The following is an 18,323-nucleotide window of genomic DNA, read 5'->3' on the forward strand; positions in this document are numbered from 1 at the left end:
AACATAAAGTGATTGAGTGACACATGAGGTGACCCTATAGTCATATATGACTATAGGGTCACCTCATGTGTCACTCAATCACTTTATGTTTGAGTGCTCATTATAACGTAACAAGTGTGCGCCTTGCGTTTCGGGTATGCAGTGTAGATATAATGAGTATTTACCTTACGTTATGGGTATTCGATATACAAGTGGTGGCCCTCAATGTCAGGATAAGTGTCGTCTACCCCTGTTACGATTCTTAAAAATCCTTGAGGGTGAGAGGAGCACATCATGCCTCGCTATTCCGAAGAGCGCCGCGCCGCTGTCGTGGCCAAACTGCTGCCGCCGCAGAACCTGAGTCCACATGCGGTGGCGGAGCAGAAAGGATCCTTAGCCACCGTGTACAAGTGGCGTACCGAGGCGCGTGCCAAGGGGGCAGTGCCTACCCGCTGCCAATGCCCAGGGCGCCGAGCGGTGGTCCTCGAAGGATCGCTGGTAGTGCCCCGGTGATTGTCAAGGTAGTTGTCGCCTGCCCCCTCACCACCTATCACTTTTGTGGCAAATTACGAAACATTTGAACCCAACTGAGGTGATATAAAGCATGGCGGTGATTGTCAAGGTAGTTGTCGCATCTCCTATGGATTTAGTCAGTTATTTTCTCCGTTGTCATGTCCTCCTCCCGCACGGGGTTGAGAGTGACGACCTCGACCGGTTCCCAGTTGCGCGTTTTGCCACTCCAGCGCTCGGAATGCTGGTTGCGAGCGGCCTGGTTGATGGCATGGCGCTGAGCCAGGATGTCGCGATCCAGGCCACGATGGCGCTCATCGGGGGTGACAAAGCGGATGGCGCTATGACGATGGATAGTGTTGTACCAGCGTACGAAGGCCAGCACCCAACGTTGGGCGGCTTGAAGCCCCTCGAATCCCTCGGCGGGATAGTCCGGGACGTACTTGCAGGTGCGGAACAAGGTCTCGGAATAGGGGTTATCGTTGCTGACCCGAGGGCGGCTGTAAGAGGGAATGATGTGCAGTGCATGCAAGGTTTCCAACAGGGTGGCGCCCTTCCCTCAGTGCCAGGATAGATGTCGTCATCCCTTGCTAAGCTTCTTAAGAAAATCTCGAGGGCGAGAGGAACGCATCATGGCTCGTTATTCCGAAGAACGCCGCGCGGCTGTCGTGGCAAAACTGCTCCCACCGCAAAATCTGAGTCCGCAAGCGGTCGCCGAGCAGGACGGGCTGTCCCTGGCGACGGTGTATAAATGGCGCCAGGAGGCACGCGCCCAAGGGCGCTGCCTGCCCGATGCCGGTGCCCAAGGGGCGTCGGCCTGATCGTCGCAAAACCGCTTTGGAGCGGTGGTGGAGACGGCAGCACTCAACGCCGAAGAGACGGCTGAGTATTGCCGCCGCCGGGGGTTGTATCCCGAGCAACTGGCCGCTTGGCGGGCAGACTGCGAACAAGCTGGACACTTGGCCGAGCAGGCGCGGCGCAGTGAGGCCGGGGAACTGAAACGCCAGCGCGGGCGGATCGGCGCACTCGAAAGCGAATTGCAGCGCAAAAACGCGGCTTTGGCCGAGATGGCGGCGTTGCTGACGCTGTCAAAAAAAGCCCAGGCGATCTGGGGGGACGTGGGTGCATGATCAGCGCCCCAGATCGCCAACAAGCCCTGGCGCTGATCCGCGAAGGCTGCGCCAGCGGAGCACGCCTGAGCCGGGCGTGCGACTGTCTGGGCTTGAGCGAGCGGACCGTTCAACGCTGGAGCCAGGAACCCGAAGGCGGGCAAGACCGGCGCCCGCTGGCCGAGCGTCCAACACCAGCCAATGCGTTGAGTCCCGAAGAAGAGCAGGCCATCCTGGAGGTCTGTCATCGCCCAGCGTTTGCCAGCTTGCCTCCCGAGCAAATCGTGGCGCGCTTGTTCGATGAAGAGCAGCGCTACATCGCCTCGGTGTCGAGCTTTTATCGGGTGCTGCGCCGCCATGGAGAACTGGCCCATCGCGGGCGCGCCAAGGCGCCAGTGACCCACCGTCGCCCAAGCACTCACCAGGCCACCGCGCCCAATCAGCTGTGGTCGTGGGACTGCACCTGGCTGCCCGGACCGGTCAAAGGCTTGTTCTTCTATCTGGTGATGATCCTCGACCTCTACAGCCGCAAAATCGTCGGGTGGGAGGTCTTCGAGGCCGAATCGGCTCACAACGCCGCCACCGTGATCCGCCGCGCCGTGCTGGCTGAGCACCTCGTCGATCAGCCCCTGGTGCTCCATGCTGACAACGGCAGCCCCTTCAAGGGCGCCACCCTGTTGGAAACCTTGCATGCACTGCACATCATTCCCTCTTACAGCCGCCCTCGGGTCAGCAACGATAACCCCTATTCCGAGGCCTTGTTCCGCACCTGCAAGTACGTCCCGGACTATCCCGCCGAGGGATTCGAGGGGCTTCAAACCGCCCAACGCTGGGTGCTGGCCTTCGTACGCTGGTACAACACCATCCATCGTCATAGCGCCATCCGCTTTGTCACCCCTGATGAGCGCCATCGTGGCCTGGATCGCGACATCCTGGTTCAGCGCCATGCCATCAACCAGGCCGCTCGCAACCAGCATCCCGAGCGCTGGAGTGACAAAACGCGCAACTGGGAACCGGTCGAGGTCGTCACTCTCAACCCCGTGCGGGAGGAGGACATGACAACGGAGAAAATAACTGACTAAATCCATAGGAGATGCGACAACTACCTTGACAATCACCGGGACGCTTACATCGAGACGGCCAAGGCTAACGCCCTCGAGCCCTGGGCCTACCTCAATCATCTCTTCGAATACCTACCCTCGGCCAAGACCCCAGAGGCCATCGCGGCACTGCTGCCGCACAATCTGACAATGGACAATATCAAGCCGGTTGGGTCAATCCTGTAGTTCTCCGGACGCTTACGAAGGTATCCGGCTGTTCACCGCCGATACACAAAAGCTCGAAGCCTTTGCACGCGAGACCAAGGCTGGCGCTTGAGCAATCCCGAATGCGTGCCGGCTCACCGCCAGTCTGAATTAGCCCATATCGGTCTGGGCGCTTGGGGATTGGCCGGCACGTGCATCAAGCATCAGTGCTTTCATATCGATGACAGCACGTTCCAGCCCAGTGAAGAGTGCGCGCGCGATCATGGAATGGCCGATATTCAGCTCCCGCAACTCCGGGATCGCGGCAATGGCCGAGACATTGTGGTAGTCAAGCCCATGGCCGGCATTGACTTGCAGCCCGATTGACTGTCCCAGTCGCGCGCCATCGACAATGCGCTGCCATTGCTCGATGCGCGCCTGATGGCTGTTTGCATCAGCATAGTGCCCGGTGTGCAATTCGATCACGGGCGCCCCGACCTCGGCTGCGGCTTCGATCTGGCTTGGCTCGGCATCAATGAACAGAGACACCCGCACGCCGGCCTCGGCCAATTCGGCACAGACATCCCGCAACTGGCCGCGATGACTGACAACATCCAGGCCGCCTTCAGTAGTCAATTCCTCGCGCCGCTCCGGCACCAGGCAACAATCGCTTGGGCGACGCGCGCAGGCGATGCGGACCATCTCCGCCGTGGCGGCCATTTCCAGATTCATGCGCGTTTGCAGCACCTCGGCTAACAGGGCAACATCGCGATCCTGAATATGCCGCCGATCCTCGCGCAGATGCAGCGTGATGGCATCCGCGCCCGCCTGCTCAGCCAGCAACGCCGCCTGCAGCGGTTCTGGATAGCGCGTGCCGCGCGCCTGGCGCAAGGTGGCCACATGATCGATATTGACCCCCAACAGCGGCGCTGAGCCGGTTTGTTCATGCATACGGTAATGCTCCCTTGGTTTCAGGTATCAGGTATCAGTTATCGGGTTTCCGAAACAGTTCGCGGCTGCGCAATGGTTTGCTGCCAAGATGCGGGGCCAGCGCTTGTCGCAACAAGCGCTTGGCTTCACGGCGATGCCTTGGCTCCAGCAGCGGTGCGTTCTGCGCCAGGCGATGCAGCGTCTCGCCTGAGACCGAGCTCGCGCCCGGCGCCAGCGCGCGCCGCAGACCCTGCCCGGGAATCAGTAGATAATGCTCTTCAGGCTGCACCGCAATGCCACCATCAACCACCCGATCGAGCACCAGCTCATAGCCCATGGCCGTCAGCAGGCTGAGTTCAAATTGGCGCAGACTTTGCTCCGGCACGACCTCGCGGCCCAGAGCGGCGAGGATCATCTGATAGGCCAGAAACAGCGGTTCGGAGCCTTCCTGGCGTGGCCAAAGTCGCATCAGGAGTTCATTGACGTAAAGGCCGCAATAGAGTCGGGTGTCAGTCAACGCCAGGGCGCGGCCAGCGGCCTCGGCGCGAGTCAGGGTTTTGACCTCTCCGCGCCCGCTCCAGCTGAGCCACAATGGCTGAAAGGGTTGCAACAGCGCCGCCTGCGCCGCCCCAGTCCGCTTGGCGCCCTTCACCCCGCGCGCAATCAGCACCAGGCGCCCGTGCTCGGCGGTGAAGATTTCCAGTAACAAACTACTGTCGGAGTATGGGCGTCGATGCAACACGAAGCCAGGCTGCAAGGCCGTTGGCATGGCAAGCGGATGGCGTGGCGCTATAAGCGTGGCTTTTTAGCGTGGTGCGTCAGCTGCGGACAGGGCGTTCAGAGCCGTCTCGTCGTGGGTCCAGCCTTTTCTGACCTTGACCCAGAGTTCCAGATGCACCGACGTCTCAAACAGGCTTTGCATGGCCTCGCGCGCGGCCGTGGCGGTGGCTTTAAGCGCCGCGCCACCATGGCCAATGATGATGCCCTTTTGCGAATCGCGTTCCACCCAGATCAGGCCATTGATGCGATAGCGTCCCCGGTGTTCGTCAAACTTCTCAATGGTAACCGCCGTCTGATAAGGCAATTCATCGCCATAGCGCCGCACCAGCTGTTCGCGAATCAGCTCAGCAGCGAGAAAACGCGCTGAGCAGTCGGTGAGCTGATCATCCGGGAACCAGTTGTCACTCTCGGGCAGTTGCGCCAGCAGGGTTTGTTCAAGTAACTCAAGACCATCGCCGGTGCGCGCCGAGACTGGCACTAGGCTTACAAACGGATGACGCTGCGCCAGTTCCTGCAAGAATGGCAGCAGCCGTTCCTTGTTATCCAGCCGGTCGATCTTGTTAATCGCCACCACCACTGGCGACGGCTCGGCGGCCAGTACGCGGAGTGCCAGTGCATCCTCAGCGTCGAATTTCACCGCCTCGACCACCAAAACCGCCAGGTTGACATCGCTGAGGGCGGCGCGTGCGGCGCGGTTGAGCTTGCGGTTAAGTGCATGATCGCCGCGCTCATGAATGCCGGGGGTATCGACAAATACCAACTGGCCGCCAGGCCGGGTTTTGATGCCGACAATGGCATCGCGCGTGGTCTGTGCCTTGTGCGAGGTGATCGACAACTTCTGCCCGAGCATGCGATTGAGCAAAGTGGATTTGCCGACATTAGGCCGGCCGATCAGCGCAATGGCGCCGCAGCGATTGGGCATGTCGCTCATATGGGGCCTGTCGCTCATAGTGAGTCAGCCGGATTGGTATTCGGTTGTCCGTCAGATTCGGCGCCCGGTGCTGCGTCACTGACTTGCGCGGCATTGCGCGCGTGCTGATCAAGTTGCAATAACATCGCCTCCGCCGCCTGTTGCTCAGCGCGCCGCCGGCTCTCGCCCACTCCCTGGCTCTGCTCGGCGCTATCCGGCAGCCGGCAGCGCACGACGAAGTGGCGCTGATGCGGTTTGCCGCTGACATCGACCACCTCGTACTCCGGCAAGGCGTGCTGCCTGGCTTGCAGGGCTTCCTGCAGCCGGGTTTTCGGATCCTTTACCGGAGCACTGTTCGCGACCCTTTCCAACCCTTCAGCAAAGAGCCGCAAAATCAGCGCACTCGTGGCCGCAAAGCCGTGATTCAGATAGTAGGCGCCCATCAGCGCCTCGAAGGCATCCGAGAGAATGGAATCGCGCGCATGACCGCCGGTGCGAACCTCGCCTGAGCCCATGCGCAGGTAGTCGCCAAGTTCCAGCGCGCGCGCCTGTGCCGCCAGGGATTCCTGTTTGACCAGACTGGCGCGGGCACGCGTCAGGCGACCTTCATCGGCCTGCGGGAAACGCTGCCACAGGGCTTCGGCAATCACAAACCCCAGTAGCGCATCGCCAAGAAACTCCAGGCGCTCGTTATTGTGACGTCCGATGCTGCGATGTGTCAGCGCCAGCTCAAACAGCTCCGGGCGTGTGGGTGGTCGGTCGCTGAGTGTGTCGAGCAGTCGCTCAAAGGGGCGGTTCATCAAAGCAACAAGCGTGTCATGATTGCGGCTTCTTGGGCACCACAACCGAGTAGTTGAAGTGCATCAGTGCATCGACGTTAGCGCCAATATGCTGCTGCACAACATAGTCGGCCGTGACCTCCAATCCTTTGCCATCCTTGGTGCTCTTGACGCTAAAGCTGTCACCTTTAACGGTGCGTACCTCATTGATGTACAACTGCTTTTCAATGGCCGAGATGAGTGCCCGGGGACCCTGTTTGCCCAGCTGCGGCTGTTCCAGCAATTCGTCCATCGCTGAGCGCACCTGCCAGAATTGGAAGTAGGCCGGACCCATCTTAAACAGCAGCGTTATAAAAAACGCCGAGATGGCAATCGTCAGCATCAAAGAGCTGAAGCTTAGCCCTCGCTGATGGAGTCTTAACGCACGCATGTTGTCTGCCCTCCTAACTTGGTCTATACCGCTCAGTGAATGCTATCGCCAATACGACCAAAGGCAATCGGCAAACCCTCGCGCTGGCGATCCCAACTCATCCAGATTGCAAAGGCACGACCAACCAGATTGGCTTCCGGCACCAGTCCCCAGCAGCGTCCGTCATTGCTGTTGTCACGATTGTCACCCATAACAAAGTAATGCCCTTCCGGGATGCGAATGGGTCCCTGTGCCAGCACACGACACCCTGGCGACAGATCGGGCACGCGGGGATTAAAGAGGATCTCGTGCTTCACGCCCTCCAGGTTTTCCAGCGCCAAGCTGGCACCGGTCAGGCGCTTGCCGGCGCCCTCCCCCTGATAAATACCCAGCGGCATGGTTTCAATGCGCTTGCCGTTGATGATCAGATGCTTGTCCTGATAGTCAACCAGATCACCCGGCACGCCAATGACCCGCTTGATGTAATCGACGGATTCATCCAGGGGATAGCGAAACACCACCACATCACCTGTTTGCGGCTCGCCCAGCACCAGGAATTTGCTGTTCAGCACCGGCCAGCGCAAGCCATAGGAAAACTTGTTGACCAAAATAAAGTCGCCCACCAGCAGTGTCGGCATCATGGAGCCCGAGGGAATGCGAAAGGGTTCCACCACAAAGGAGCGTAGCAGCAGCACCGCAAGAATGACCGGGAAAAATGACTTGGCATATTCCACAATCACCGGTTCTTTACGGGCTGGGGTTGCGGCCGGCGTGGCTGTCGCACCATCGGATCCTGCACTGTCCTGCGGACCACTGGCCACTGCCGGGTGGCGGCGCTTGGGCGCCCACAGCCAGGCATCAAGCAGCCAGATGCCGCCGGTCACGGCGGTCGCGACGACCAGAAAGGTGGGAAAATCAAAGTTCATAGGACGTGATCCTGTCCGGAATGGTCCGGTGCCAAAGATGTTTAATTATCCTTGCTCGCTTTGAGCACCGCAAGAAAGGCATCCTGCGGAATCTCGACACGCCCGACCTGCTTCATGCGCCGCTTGCCGGCCTTTTGCTTTTCGAGCAGTTTGCGCTTACGGGTGACATCACCGCCATAGCACTTGGCGGTGACATTCTTGCGCAAGGCTTTCACCGTGCTGCGCGCGATCACCTTGCTGCCAATAGCGGCCTGAATGGCCACCTCGAACATCTGGCGCGGAATGACTTCCTTCATCCGCTCAGTCAGTTCGCGGCCGCGTTGCTGGACATGATCGCGATGCACAATCAGCGACAGCGCATCGACTTTTTCGCTGTTGATCAGGATTTCCAGCTTGACCAGGTTCGCGGCCTGGAAACGCTTCCATTCGTATTCAAAGGACGCATAGCCGCGGCTGACCGACTTGAGCCGGTCGAAGAAATCCAGCACCACCTCATTGAGCGGCAGCTCGAAGGTGACCTGCACCTGACCACCGAGAAACTGAATCTGTTTCTGCACCCCACGCTTTTCGATGCACAGGTTAATCACACCGCCGAGCAAATCCTGCGGCACCAGAATATGCGCCTCAATGATGGGCTCGCGGATGTCGCGAATCTGGCCGGTGTCGGGCAAATTGGCGGGATTATCAACCTTGATGATCTCACCATCGTTGAGTTCGACTTCATAGACTACCGTCGGCGCCGTGGTAATCAGATCCAGGTCATATTCCCGCTCCAGGCGCTCCTGGAGAATCTCCATATGCAGCATACCGAGGAAACCGCAGCGGAAGCCAAAGCCCAGCGCCTGGGAAGTTTCCGGCTCATAGAAGAGCGCCGAGTCATTCAGTCGCAATTTGCGCAGCGCATCGCGCAGGTCTTCGTAGTCATCCGATGACACTGGATAGAGTCCGGCAAAGACGCGCGGGCGAATTTCGCGAAAACCGGGCAGACGTTCAGACGCCGGACGCTCCGGTGAGGTGATGGTGTCGCCAACTGGTGCGCCATCAATCTCCTTGATGCCGGCAATCAGATACCCCACCTCCCCGGCCTCCAGACGCTGGCGCTCCAGCTTTTTGGGGGTGAAGACGCCAATATTGTCTGCCTGATAACTGCGCCCGGTACTCATCACCTGGATTTTCTGGCGCTTGTCGATGCAACCATGCACCACTCGGATCAGCGACACCACGCCCACATAGGAATCGAACCAGGAATCAATAATCAGCGCTTGCAGTGGAGCCGAGCGGTCGCCCTGGGGGGGCGGAATCTGCTGCACCAGCATTTCGAGCAATTCCGGAATGCCCAGACCGGTTTTGGCGCTGACGCGCAGCGCATGCTCGGCATCGAGTCCGATGATTTCCTCAATCTCGTTGATCACCCGCTCTGGCTCGGCCGAGGGCAGATCGATCTTGTTCAGCACCGGCAGCACTTCAAGCCCGAGATCAATCGCCGTATAACAGTTGGCGACACTCTGCGCTTCCACACCCTGAGCCGCATCCACCACCAAGAGCGCCCCCTCGCAGGCAGCCAGCGAACGCGAAACCTCATAGGAAAAATCAACATGGCCCGGAGTGTCGATGAAATTCAGCTCATAGACTTGGCCATCCTGGGCCGGATAATCCAGAGTAACGCTTTGCGCCTTAATGGTGATGCCCCGCTCGCGCTCCAGATCCATGGAATCGAGCACTTGGGCCGACATTTCCCGATCGGTCAGGGAACCGCAATGCTGAATGAAGCGATCAGCAATGGTCGATTTGCCATGATCAATGTGCGCGATGATGGAGAAATTGCGAATTGCCTTGAGTTCTGCCATGAAAATACTACTCGTCACGCTGAGCTGCAGCCGGGGGTGGAGCCGGAATTGGAGTTGGAACCCCGGCTGAAGGACTGGACTCCGCATCGGGCATGCGCAGCGGATAGAACATACGCCCGGCGCCACGCTGAATCAGCACTGCCACCGGACGCCCCGCTGCAGCGGCTGTCAGCTGCTCACGAAAATGGGCCAGATCACGCACCTCAACCCCGTCGAAGGCAATAATGACATCCCCAGGGCGCAAACCGGCGCGCTGGGCGGGGCCGGGCGCAACCTCATCAATCAGTACCCCGCCTTCGGGCAGTTCAAGCTCGGTCCGCTGTTCGGTGCTGAGATCTTCCAGCACCAAACCAATGGCATTGGCCGCCGCCTCTTCCGGTATGGGCTGACCAAAACTTACCGGGCCGACCTCGGGCAACTCCGCCAGCAACACCTCCAGGCGCAGCGGCTTGCCGGCGCGTAACAGCTCCAGCGGTGCCTGATCGCCGACTTTCGCCATGCCCACCAGCGGCGGTAGATCCCCGGAGGTCATGACCTCCTGGCCATTGAAACTCAAAATCACATCACCGGCCTGCATCCCGGCCTGTTGCGCCGGGCTGTCGGGAATCACCTGCGCCACCAGGGCTCCGCGCGGACGCTGAAGCGCAAAGGTCTCGGCCAGCTCGCGGGTGACATCCTGAATCACCACCCCGAGCCAGCCGCGGGTGACGCGCCCCTGGGTGCGCAGTTGCTCGACCACATCCATTACCACCTCAATAGGGATGGCGAAAGAGAGGCCCATGAAGCCGCCGGTGCGGCTGTAAATCTGCGAATTCACGCCAATGACCTGGCCGTTGAGGTCAAACAGCGGACCGCCCGAGTTGCCCGGATTGATGGCCACATCAGTCTGGATAAAGGGCACATAGTTCTCACTGGGTAGACTGCGCCCCTTGGCGCTGACAATGCCAGCGGTAGCGGAATGCTCAAACCCAAACGGCGAACCGATAGCCAGCACCCATTCGCCCACTTTCAGATCAGCGGCCTGGCCAATCTCGACCTGCGGCAAATCGCTGGCATCGAGTTTCAGCAGCGCAATATCGCTACGCTCATCAGCTCCGACCACAGTGGCGACGAACTCCCGTCGGTCACTGGTGCGCACAATGATCTCCTCGGCCATTTGCACTACATGGGCATTGGTCACCACATAGCCATCAGAGGACAGCAGGAAGCCCGAGCCCAGTGAGCGTGACTCCTCACCAAACTCCGGCATCTCGCCTTCATCGCCGAAAAAGCGGCGGAAAAAATCATACAGCGGGCTGTCTTCCGGCAGGGTTTCACCGTCCGCGCCCCCCTGCCCCGGTATGGTCACCTCAGCGCCGTTCTGCGAGCTGCTGCTGATATTCACCACCGCCGGCCCGAAACGCTCGACCAGTCCGGTAAAATCGGGCAAGGACTGCGCTTGCGCGCTACCAAGCGTAAGCCAGAACGTCAGAGCCAGCCCCAGCCAGACCGGGGCGGAGTAAGAACGAAAACAGTGCATGATGCCGCCTTGAGGATTGCGGAAAGTGAAGCGCCAGCGCGCCAGTTGCGTATCAGTCAGCCGGGCTGATTATACCCGTCATCCGCCCATCAGTCCTGATAGCGCACGCAGTGCTGTACGCAATGCTTGACGGCATCCGGCCAGCGGGTGCCCGGTGGCAGGGCCAGTGCGGCGGCCACAACCGGTTCCGGTGTCGTCTGCGGGCCACTGAGCAGCAAGGGCATGGCACTGATCAGTCGCTCGCGCGGATGGCGCAGCGCCCACAGCGGATGGCGCATCACCGGGCGCACTCCAAAGCCGGCCAGATTCGCGCGCAGCTGTCCGATCACGGAGTGAACGGCGCCCTGCCCTTTGCCCGGATAAGGACGACAATAGGCCTCCCAACTGTTCGGCGCCCGCCCGCGCCGCCAGGCTTCCAGACGCCGCAGCGCATCCTGCCACAACCACACCACCCGCGCCTGCCAGTCCAATGGATGCCCCTCCAGGAAAGCGTCACTGTCGAGCGTGGCATAGGCACGGTGCGCCACCTGATAGAGCGCCATGAATTTGCGATGATGGCGCTGATCCAGCGCCTCAAGACGGGCGAGCTTTTCAGCATGCGCAGGATGATACTGACCGACCACCGCCAGGCGCAGATCACCGCACATCAGCACCGCGCGAATCAGATGGGCAAAGAACGCTAAGCGCGCATGCTCCGACAAATGGCTGGTCGTGCGCAGTTGTTCCTGATTATGCAGCAGGCCCAGGCCATGCTCAACCAACTGCCACAGCAGCTCACCCGGATCAAGATGCTCGAAAGGCCGCGCCGTCATGCACTCCACAGCCCCCGGATCACCGCGCAACAGGCGACCACTCCAGCGCAAATCCGCCTGCGCAAAGGACAACGAGCGCTGATGCAGATACTCCTCGCGAAACAGCCGGAAGTGGAGCGGCACCCCAGTGGTCGCCGACAGCGAATCGGCCACCCGGCGCAAGCTGGCCTCCATGGCAGCGCGCAGCCCTGGATCCGTGCCGGCGACTACCACCCCATAATCGTAGCGCTCGGCAATTTCCTTGCCATTGGCGGCGCGCAGCCGCACCCCCTCGCCGCGACCATAGGCTCCACAAAGCAGCAGCGCACGGAAGTGATCGGGCGGTAACAACGCCAGCACCTGATCGGCGATACGCTCCTGATCGGCAGCAATGTGGCGCTCGAAGCCAATGCTGCCCGCAAGCGAAAAGCGCTTGCGGCGCCGCAACGGCAGCGGCGCATCGGCCAGTGGCTGTCGCCGGCGGGTCAGGTCGCGGAAACGCTGTCGCAGGGCGTTCATCACGCGCTTGGGTCACCAGGCAGAGGCAGGGTGACCTGGGGCGCGGCGCGCCCCAGCAAACAGGGCTGATAACGCTCATCGGCCCGCAGACGCCGGCTGTAACCGGCCACCCCGCGCAGGGCCAGCGTGAATCCAAGCAAAGCACCCGCCACCGCCCACAGATCACCGCCGGGCCAGCGGCCCCAGGCCGCCAACTCAAGCGCCAGAGCCGCACCCAGCATCAATCCAAACAGCGGCAGCAGATAGGCCGCCACAGCGGCGCGCAGCAGCATGGCATCCGCCACGCCAAGAATTACCCGCTCCCCGACCCGGGCGCCGATAGAATTGGTCACACGCAGCCGCAAGGGCCGCCGCCCCAGAAACTTGTCAATCAGCGAGGTTCCGCAGGCGCCCTGCACTGCGCAGTGATGGCAGGTTGAGCGACGCTGGGGTTCCACCTCGGCATAGCTGTCATCGGTGGCGACCACGATGGCGAATTCTTCGATCATTTCAGCCTCGTTTGCTGAGGTGATTGCGGGGTTGACGGTCGGGGCGCCCGCGCGGCGGGGCTGTCCACAGCATCCAGGAGCGCCACCACCGCAGCCGCCGGCACCTCGCCGACGGCGGTGATTTGATAGCCCTGCGTCCAGCGTCCTGCGGCATGAATGGTCGCCATCTGCGTTGATCCGAGTAATCCGGCTTGGTCACTCGGTTCAATATAGAGCGACACCGAAGCCAAGCCATCGCTGAACAAAAAGTATTCGATGGGCGGGCCGCCGCTGTCCGATTCCATCCAGTCATGCGTGCGCAGCTTAAAACCGGCCGGTAAGTCATGGAAGCGCGCGCGCCAGGGCACGTCGGCTGGCGGGCGTTCAGCTGATTGACTGCTTGGCTGGCTGACTGGCTGACTCGCTAACCCGCTGGCTGGCTGAGTGGCCGCAACCTGGCTCGCCTGTCCCTGGACACCAGGCAGCAGGTGGATGTCGGTAAACATCAGTCGTTGAATCAGGCCGCCTTGGGCGTCGGTCAGCGCGGTGCTCAGCGGTAAAAAGGAAGTCTGATCAATTGCAAAGCGGTAACCATAGCGCAAGTCATCCCGAGGTAAAATGCCGATCACATCCACATTGCGACCGGCCACCCGGGTCGCTTTGAGCCAGGCGAACTGATAGTGCATGGCCAGTGCCTGCCAGTCCAGTGGCACAGCGGCTGGCGTGCCGGGTGCCTCATTCGCGCGCTGAAGCTGGTCATGATGCTTCAGCAACATCGCCTGCCCTCCTGAGAGCAGGCAAGCCACCGCTTGATCACTGCGCCCAATGGTACGCAGGGGACCGTTGAGTGTAAGCAGGCTCTGCTGCGAGACGCCCTTGGCGTAGCGATGCACAATGCGCAGTGTCGATAGCGACTGGCCAAACTGATACACCAGGATGCCTTCAAAATTGGTTGTCTTGAGCGCCTGCGCCATGCGCTCAAGCTGTTTGAAGGTGCGCGGATCCGTCGTTATCTCTGCTGCACCAGCCCGCCCTGCTGCGGCCAGGGATTCACCGGGGGCGCTCGATAGCTGCAACCCGAGCAGTCCCAGGACAAGTGCCACCAATAACAGCACCAGATATTTGGCTGGCTTCCGGCGCACGCTTGTACCGCCCTTAGGGTTGAGTCTGGTAACTGACAAGGGTGGCATAGGGGAGATAGCCCTTGAGACTTGAAGTCGAGATGCGTTCCTGATGGCCAAGCAGGAATCGATTGAGTTTGGAAGCCAGCTGTGGGCGACTGCCTGACCAGTATTGCATCGTGTCGACCGGCGGCTGGATGACCGTTGAGCGGGAGGGGGCGGCGGCTTCCGCTCCTGAGTGGGCCAAGGCTGGCGTTTGCGTGCGCTCCGGCAGGCGATTGAGGCCGAGCGCATCCGGGAACAGCAGGATCGCACTCAGGATGGCCATGCCGGTCAGGGCTGCGCCGGTTAAGGGGAACCAACCGGCGCCGGACACTCTCGGCCACCAGTCGCGAAAACCTGTTGCCCGGCGCGGGGAAGGCTTAGGCTTAAGCGGGTCAGCGGCCATGACACCGACGGGAGCGTCCGGCGCGGCTACCGCCGCCTGATCCAACCGCCGGCTCACCTGCTCGGCCACGTGATGAACCCCGGCAGAAACCGGCTCACCACGCAGCACGTTGCCAATGAGATGGTAGCGCCCCCAGCAGGCCCTTAATGCGTCATCCTGACCCAGTTGCTCGAGTAGGTGATCAAGCTCGCTGGGATCGATGTCCTGATCAACCAAGGCCGACAGCTGCTGTGGTGAAAGACTTGCCATCACTCGCTCCCGACCCTTGACCATCGACTGTTATACATGAATTAACCTGGCTCTCAGCGTCCCAGTCTCAATGTTCCGACCTCAGTCTCTTCGAGCAAAGGACGCAGTTGTTTGTCGATTGCCTCGCGCGCGCGAAAAATGCGCGAACGGACGGTCCCAATGGGGCACTCCATCGCCACAGCAATTTCCTCGTAGCTCAGACCTTCAAGCTCGCGCAGCACAACAGCGGTGCGCAGATCTTCCGGCAAGGCATCCAGCGCCTGCTGCACCGTTTGCGCGATCTCATCGCTGAGCAGTTCCCGTTCCGGCGTGGCGGTATCGCGCAGACGCGCCCCGGCGTCGAGTTGTTCGGCGAGTTCCGCCTCAATATCATCCCCCGGCGGACGGCGGTTCTGGGCAATGAGATGATTCTTGGCCGTGTTGATCGCAATGCGATAAATCCAGGTATAAAAGGCGCTCTCACCGCGAAAATTCGCCAGCGCCCGATAGGCCTTCAGAAAAGCATCCTGAGTCACATCAAGCACTTCAGCACTGTCGCGCACATAACGCGAGATCAGCCCCGCCACCCGCTGCTGATACTTCAGTACCAGCAGATCGAAGGCGCGCCGATCCCCGTTTTGGGCACGTTCCACTAGCGCCTGATCGATTTCCCGCTCAGACATCAGTGTTGCCCGCTGGCCAGTCCCTGCCCGTTCCGACCCGTTCCGATGCCATTGACACCCACACGCTTGAGAAAGTTCGTCCTAAGTGACAGCGGATTACGCCGCCGAAAGCTGAATCGCGCATTATACTTGTTGCAGCAGCCAGTCGCGAATCGCGGCGCAGGCTGTCCCATGCTCGGAGCTGCACTAGGCAGATCCGGGCCGTTCTGATTTAACAGATGATGCAGCGGTGGTCCTCGGCATGCAGAGTGCAATTCGACATGATGTGCTGATTATCGGTAGCGGTGCTGCCGGTCTCAGCCTGGCCTTGCGTTTGCGCGCGGATATTGACGTGGCCGTACTGGCCAAGCGCGCCCTGCAGGAAGGCAACACCCTTTACGCTCAGGGCGGCATCTCTGCCGTGCTGGCGGCCGATGATTCGCTGGAATCCCATGTGCAGGATACCCTGTGCGCTGGCGCCGGACTCTGTGATCGCGAGACCGTCGAGCTGGTTGTGAAGCACGGGCCAAGCAACATCCGCTGGCTGATTCAGCAAGGGGTGCAGTTTACCCGTGATCCGAACAGCGAAAGCGAGGACGGCTATCATCTCACCCGCGAAGGCGGGCATACGCACAGGCGTGTGGTGCATGCGGCGGATGCCACCGGACGCGCCGTGGCTACAACCCTGGAATCGGTTACGCGCACCCGTGACAATATCACCCTCTATGAAGAGCACACAGCGATTGATTTGATTACCGCCAATCGCATCGGACGGGATGACAATCGCTGCCTGGGCGCCTATGTGCTCGATAACCGCAGCGGTGAAGTGCGCACCATACTGGCGCGCTTTGTGGTGCTGGCCAGCGGCGGAGCAAGCAAGGTTTATGTGTACACAAGCAATCCGGATGTCGCCACCGGTGATGGCATTGCCATGGCCTGGCGCGCTGGTTGTCGGGTGGCGAACATGGAATTTATGCAGTTCCATCCGACCTGTCTGTACCATTCCAAAGCCAAATCTTTTTTAATCAGCGAAGCTTTGCGCGGCGAAGGCGCCAAGTTGCGCCTGCCCAGTGGCGAGCGTTTCATGCCGCGCTTTGATGAGCGTGCCGAGCTGGCACCACGCGACATTGTCGCCCGCGCCATCGACCGCGAGATCAAGCGCACCGGCAGCAAATATGTGCTGCTCGACATCTCCCACCAGCCAGCCGACTTCATCGTCGAGCACTTCCCGACCATTCACGCCCGCTGCCTGGAGCTGGGACTCGACATCACCCGCGACCCCATCCCGGTGGTGCCCGCCGCGCACTATACCTGCGGCGGCGTCCTGACCGACGCGCAGGCCCGCACCGATGTGCCCGGTCTCTATGCCATCGGCGAAACCGCCTACACCGGCCTGCATGGCGCCAACCGCATGGCCAGCAATTCCCTACTCGAATGTCTGGTGTTCGGTGAACTCGCCGCCACTGACATCGAACGGCTGATGATTTCCTGGGAGCAACCACCCGAAGTACCGGACTGGGATGCCAGTCGCGTCACTGAACCGGATGAAGAAGTGGTGATCTCACACAACTGGGAGGAACTGCGTCGCTTCATGTGGGACTATGTGGGCATCGTGCGCACCAACAAGCGACTAATGCGTGCGCGGCGGCGCATTGACCTGCTGCGCTCCGAGATCATTGAGCACTACAGCCATTTTCACGTCAACAGCGCCCTGATCGAACTGCGCAATCTGGTCGAAGTCGCCGATCTCATCGTCCAGTCCGCCCAACGCCGCCGCGAAAGCCGCGGCCTGCATTACACCCTGGATTTTCCCCACCTCGACCCGATCCAGCGCTCACCGACCATTCTGATCCCCGACCGCTATCGCCCGCGCACCCCCGGGGCGGCGGACAGCGAGTTCCGCCGCTTGGATCAGTCGCACTGAATCTTGTCGCGCTGACCCCAGCGATCATGATGAATCAACTGCTCAATATCGATCCGTGGCAGCCAACCCGCTTCCTCCAGCTCCGGGCGCTCATGAAAGAATGCGACAGCGCCGATGCAGAGATAAGCCACCGGCTGCACCGATGACGGCAGACCGAGGATGTCAGCCAGGGCGGCATGATCGATGATACTGACCCAACCCACGCCCAAGCCTTCAGCACGGGCCGCCAGCCACAGGTTTTGCACCGCGCAGACGCTGCTGTAGAGATCCATTTCCGGGTTCTGGGTACGACCGATCACCACCGGGCCATGACGCGCGCGGTCGCAGGTGATACAGATCCCGAGTGGCGCCTCAAGAATGCCCTCAAGCTTGAGGCTGCGATAAGTCTCGCGCTGATCGCCCCCGAACTGTGCCGCTGCCTCCGCATGTGCCTGCTCAAAGGCTGTCTTAATCTGCTGGCGAATGCCGGCATCGCGCACCAGGATGAAGTCCCAGGGCTGCATAAAACCAACGCTTGGCGCATGATGCGCAGCGCCGAGAATGCGCGTCAGCACGTCCTTCGAGATGGGGTCGGGCAGGAATTCGCGGCGCACATCACGGCGGCTGAAGATGGCTTTGTAGACGGCTGCGCGTTCAGCTTCGGAGAAAGTATGGTTCGACATGGATGGTGCTAATTGACTTCGGTCTTGAGTAATAGAAACAACGAAATGACATTATATAAAACTATAGAAGTTCCCGCCTGCACACCTCAGCCAGCAGAGCGGTCTCTGATACAGAAGCTGCGGCAGGTTGCGCCTTGGCTGGTATAGGGGTGACCCTTTTAAGGTCATCACAAACGGGACGCGGTTTAGATAGCCGCACTCAAATAAACCACGAATACATCCTATAGAGTGCATTTGTAGGCATTTTCCCTACAAATTTCAGCTATTCTATACGATTTTATAAGGGTAGGCGTATACTTAAAGCGCTTTCTTGCCTCAAATAACGTTACTATGATACCCTTCAAGACTCTAAATGATCTTGGGATAGTAGAATCTGCTTATTGCGTTTGAGCTACATTCTATCTAGTGCACAAGTTCAAAAGCCCGGCTCTACTAAACCGCGCCTAACCTGGAATACGTAGTTTTTCTTCCTCTGGGTCGAGGGCGATCTTTACCCACAGGCGATCCGCTACTTCAAAGACGTTGCGGTTGATGTTCTTGGCGAATTGATGCACGCGCT

The 18,323-nt window shown here is 60.2% G+C and carries 17 protein-coding genes and 2 pseudogenes; 4 read left to right on the top strand and 15 right to left on the bottom strand.

Features of this window, described 5'->3' with window-relative positions; translation table 11 throughout:
• Positions 1–273: 273 nt before the first annotated feature.
• Positions 274–492, top strand: coding sequence for a hypothetical protein (locus CKO36_RS15550; protein ID WP_200285414.1), 219 nt, complete (start codon positions 274–276; stop codon positions 490–492).
• Positions 493–625: 133 nt separating this feature from the next.
• On the opposite strand, the pseudogene CKO36_RS15555 reads toward CKO36_RS15550, so the two are convergent.
• Positions 626–1,045: pseudogene (locus CKO36_RS15555) on the bottom strand (integrase core domain-containing protein); the annotation flags it as partial.
• A gap of 76 nt (positions 1,046–1,121) precedes the next feature.
• Between CKO36_RS15555 and CKO36_RS15560 the strand changes: the two are divergent.
• Together CKO36_RS15560 and CKO36_RS15565 are read left to right on the top strand one after the other, a co-directional pair.
• Positions 1,122–2,680, top strand: a pseudogene (locus CKO36_RS15560) (IS3 family transposase).
• A gap of 48 nt (positions 2,681–2,728) precedes the next feature.
• Positions 2,729–2,884 carry a transposase domain-containing protein gene (locus tag CKO36_RS15565; protein ID WP_420826343.1) on the top strand — a complete coding sequence of 52 codons (156 nt, stop codon included), beginning with the start codon at positions 2,729–2,731 and terminating at the stop codon, positions 2,882–2,884.
• Positions 2,885–3,013: 129 nt separating this feature from the next.
• Here CKO36_RS15565 and pdxJ read toward each other — a convergent pair whose 3' ends face one another.
• The 13 genes from pdxJ to rpoE all read right to left on the bottom strand — a co-directional run bounded on the left by pdxJ (position 3,014) and on the right by rpoE (position 15,199).
• A complete protein-coding gene (gene pdxJ / locus CKO36_RS15570; protein WP_200285418.1) occupies positions 3,014–3,793 on the bottom strand; it encodes a pyridoxine 5'-phosphate synthase in 780 nt (259 codons plus the stop codon).
• Between the two features lie 34 nt (positions 3,794–3,827).
• On the bottom strand, positions 3,828–4,541 hold the full coding sequence (gene recO / locus CKO36_RS15575; RefSeq protein ID WP_200285419.1) for a DNA repair protein RecO: 714 nt from the start codon (positions 4,539–4,541) through the stop codon (positions 3,828–3,830).
• Positions 4,542–4,577: 36 nt separating this feature from the next.
• Complete coding sequence (gene era, locus CKO36_RS15580; RefSeq protein ID WP_200285421.1) at positions 4,578–5,483, bottom strand: GTPase Era; 906 nt, start codon at positions 5,481–5,483, stop codon at positions 4,578–4,580.
• 14 nt (positions 5,484–5,497) lie between these two features.
• Positions 5,498–6,262, bottom strand: coding sequence for a ribonuclease III (rnc, locus tag CKO36_RS15585; RefSeq protein WP_200285423.1), 765 nt, complete (start codon positions 6,260–6,262; stop codon positions 5,498–5,500).
• Positions 6,263–6,278: 16 nt separating this feature from the next.
• On the bottom strand, positions 6,279–6,623 hold the full coding sequence (locus CKO36_RS15590; RefSeq protein ID WP_200285425.1) for a DUF4845 domain-containing protein: 345 nt from the start codon (positions 6,621–6,623) through the stop codon (positions 6,279–6,281).
• Positions 6,624–6,703: 80 nt separating this feature from the next.
• Positions 6,704–7,576, bottom strand: a complete 873-nt coding sequence (gene lepB / locus CKO36_RS15595; RefSeq protein WP_200285427.1) for a signal peptidase I — start codon at positions 7,574–7,576, stop codon at positions 6,704–6,706.
• A gap of 41 nt (positions 7,577–7,617) precedes the next feature.
• Positions 7,618–9,423: a translation elongation factor 4 gene (gene lepA / locus CKO36_RS15600; protein ID WP_200285429.1), complete on the bottom strand. Its 1,806-nt coding sequence runs from the start codon at positions 9,421–9,423 to the stop codon at positions 7,618–7,620.
• A 7-nt stretch (positions 9,424–9,430) separates the two neighbouring features.
• Positions 9,431–10,942, bottom strand: a complete 1,512-nt coding sequence (locus tag CKO36_RS15605) for a DegQ family serine endoprotease (RefSeq protein WP_200285431.1) — start codon at positions 10,940–10,942, stop codon at positions 9,431–9,433.
• A gap of 89 nt (positions 10,943–11,031) precedes the next feature.
• Positions 11,032–12,252 (bottom strand): hypothetical protein, encoded by a 1,221-nt coding sequence (locus CKO36_RS15610; RefSeq protein WP_200285433.1) that lies wholly within the window; start codon positions 12,250–12,252, stop codon positions 11,032–11,034.
• The gene (locus CKO36_RS15615; RefSeq protein WP_200285435.1) at positions 12,252–12,740 is read right to left on the bottom strand and encodes a SoxR reducing system RseC family protein; all 489 of its coding nucleotides are present in this window, start codon (positions 12,738–12,740) and stop codon (positions 12,252–12,254) included. The genes CKO36_RS15610 and CKO36_RS15615 overlap by 1 nt, the downstream gene beginning before the upstream one ends.
• Positions 12,737–13,861, bottom strand: coding sequence for a MucB/RseB C-terminal domain-containing protein (locus CKO36_RS15620; protein WP_200285445.1), 1,125 nt, complete (start codon positions 13,859–13,861; stop codon positions 12,737–12,739). Before CKO36_RS15620 ends, CKO36_RS15615 begins: the two co-directional genes overlap by 4 nt.
• Positions 13,862–13,874: 13 nt before the next feature.
• The gene (locus CKO36_RS15625; RefSeq protein ID WP_200285447.1) at positions 13,875–14,537 is read right to left on the bottom strand and encodes a sigma-E factor negative regulatory protein; all 663 of its coding nucleotides are present in this window, start codon (positions 14,535–14,537) and stop codon (positions 13,875–13,877) included.
• Positions 14,538–14,590: 53 nt separating this feature from the next.
• On the bottom strand, positions 14,591–15,199 hold the full coding sequence (rpoE, locus tag CKO36_RS15630) for an RNA polymerase sigma factor RpoE (RefSeq protein ID WP_200285449.1): 609 nt from the start codon (positions 15,197–15,199) through the stop codon (positions 14,591–14,593).
• Between the two features lie 241 nt (positions 15,200–15,440).
• Here rpoE and nadB point away from each other — a divergent pair, with 241 nt between their 5' ends.
• A complete protein-coding gene (gene nadB / locus CKO36_RS15635) occupies positions 15,441–17,102 on the top strand; it encodes an L-aspartate oxidase (RefSeq protein ID WP_200285451.1) in 1,662 nt (553 codons plus the stop codon).
• Here nadB and bluB read toward each other — a convergent pair.
• Positions 17,090–17,764 (bottom strand): 5,6-dimethylbenzimidazole synthase, encoded by a 675-nt coding sequence (gene bluB / locus CKO36_RS15640; RefSeq protein WP_200285458.1) that lies wholly within the window; start codon positions 17,762–17,764, stop codon positions 17,090–17,092. The two genes, nadB and bluB, sit on opposite strands and share 13 nt — an antisense overlap.
• Positions 17,765–18,323 lie beyond the last annotated feature (559 nt).

This window comes from Rhabdochromatium marinum (assembly GCF_016583795.1).
Taxonomy (GTDB): Bacteria; Pseudomonadota; Gammaproteobacteria; order Chromatiales; family Chromatiaceae; genus Rhabdochromatium; species Rhabdochromatium marinum.

What these genes read in the sequence shown, in the direction of transcription:
- CKO36_RS15590 (WP_200285425.1), bottom strand. Translation starts at nt 6,623, where the DNA reads ATGCTGACGATTGCCATCTCGGCGTTTTTTATAACGCTGCTGTTTAAG.
- CKO36_RS15550 (WP_200285414.1), top strand. Translation starts at nt 274, where the DNA reads ATGCCTCGCTATTCCGAAGAGCGCCGCGCCGCTGTCGTGGCCAAACTG.
- bluB (WP_200285458.1), bottom strand. Translation starts at nt 17,764, where the DNA reads ATGTCGAACCATACTTTCTCCGAAGCTGAACGCGCAGCCGTCTACAAA.
- rpoE (WP_200285449.1), bottom strand. Translation starts at nt 15,199, where the DNA reads ATGTCTGAGCGGGAAATCGATCAGGCGCTAGTGGAACGTGCCCAAAAC.
- pdxJ (WP_200285418.1), bottom strand. Translation starts at nt 3,793, where the DNA reads ATGCATGAACAAACCGGCTCAGCGCCGCTGTTGGGGGTCAATATCGAT.
- era (WP_200285421.1), bottom strand. Translation starts at nt 5,483, where the DNA reads ATGAGCGACATGCCCAATCGCTGCGGCGCCATTGCGCTGATCGGCCGG.
- nadB (WP_200285451.1), top strand. Translation starts at nt 15,441, where the DNA reads ATGCAGAGTGCAATTCGACATGATGTGCTGATTATCGGTAGCGGTGCT.
- recO (WP_200285419.1), bottom strand. Translation starts at nt 4,541, where the DNA reads ATGCCAACGGCCTTGCAGCCTGGCTTCGTGTTGCATCGACGCCCATAC.
- lepB (WP_200285427.1), bottom strand. Translation starts at nt 7,576, where the DNA reads ATGAACTTTGATTTTCCCACCTTTCTGGTCGTCGCGACCGCCGTGACC.
- rnc (WP_200285423.1), bottom strand. Translation starts at nt 6,262, where the DNA reads ATGAACCGCCCCTTTGAGCGACTGCTCGACACACTCAGCGACCGACCA.
- CKO36_RS15615 (WP_200285435.1), bottom strand. Translation starts at nt 12,740, where the DNA reads ATGATCGAAGAATTCGCCATCGTGGTCGCCACCGATGACAGCTATGCC.
- CKO36_RS15610 (WP_200285433.1), bottom strand. Translation starts at nt 12,252, where the DNA reads ATGAACGCCCTGCGACAGCGTTTCCGCGACCTGACCCGCCGGCGACAG.
- CKO36_RS15605 (WP_200285431.1), bottom strand. Translation starts at nt 10,942, where the DNA reads ATGCACTGTTTTCGTTCTTACTCCGCCCCGGTCTGGCTGGGGCTGGCT.
- lepA (WP_200285429.1), bottom strand. Translation starts at nt 9,423, where the DNA reads ATGGCAGAACTCAAGGCAATTCGCAATTTCTCCATCATCGCGCACATT.
- CKO36_RS15625 (WP_200285447.1), bottom strand. Translation starts at nt 14,537, where the DNA reads ATGGCAAGTCTTTCACCACAGCAGCTGTCGGCCTTGGTTGATCAGGAC.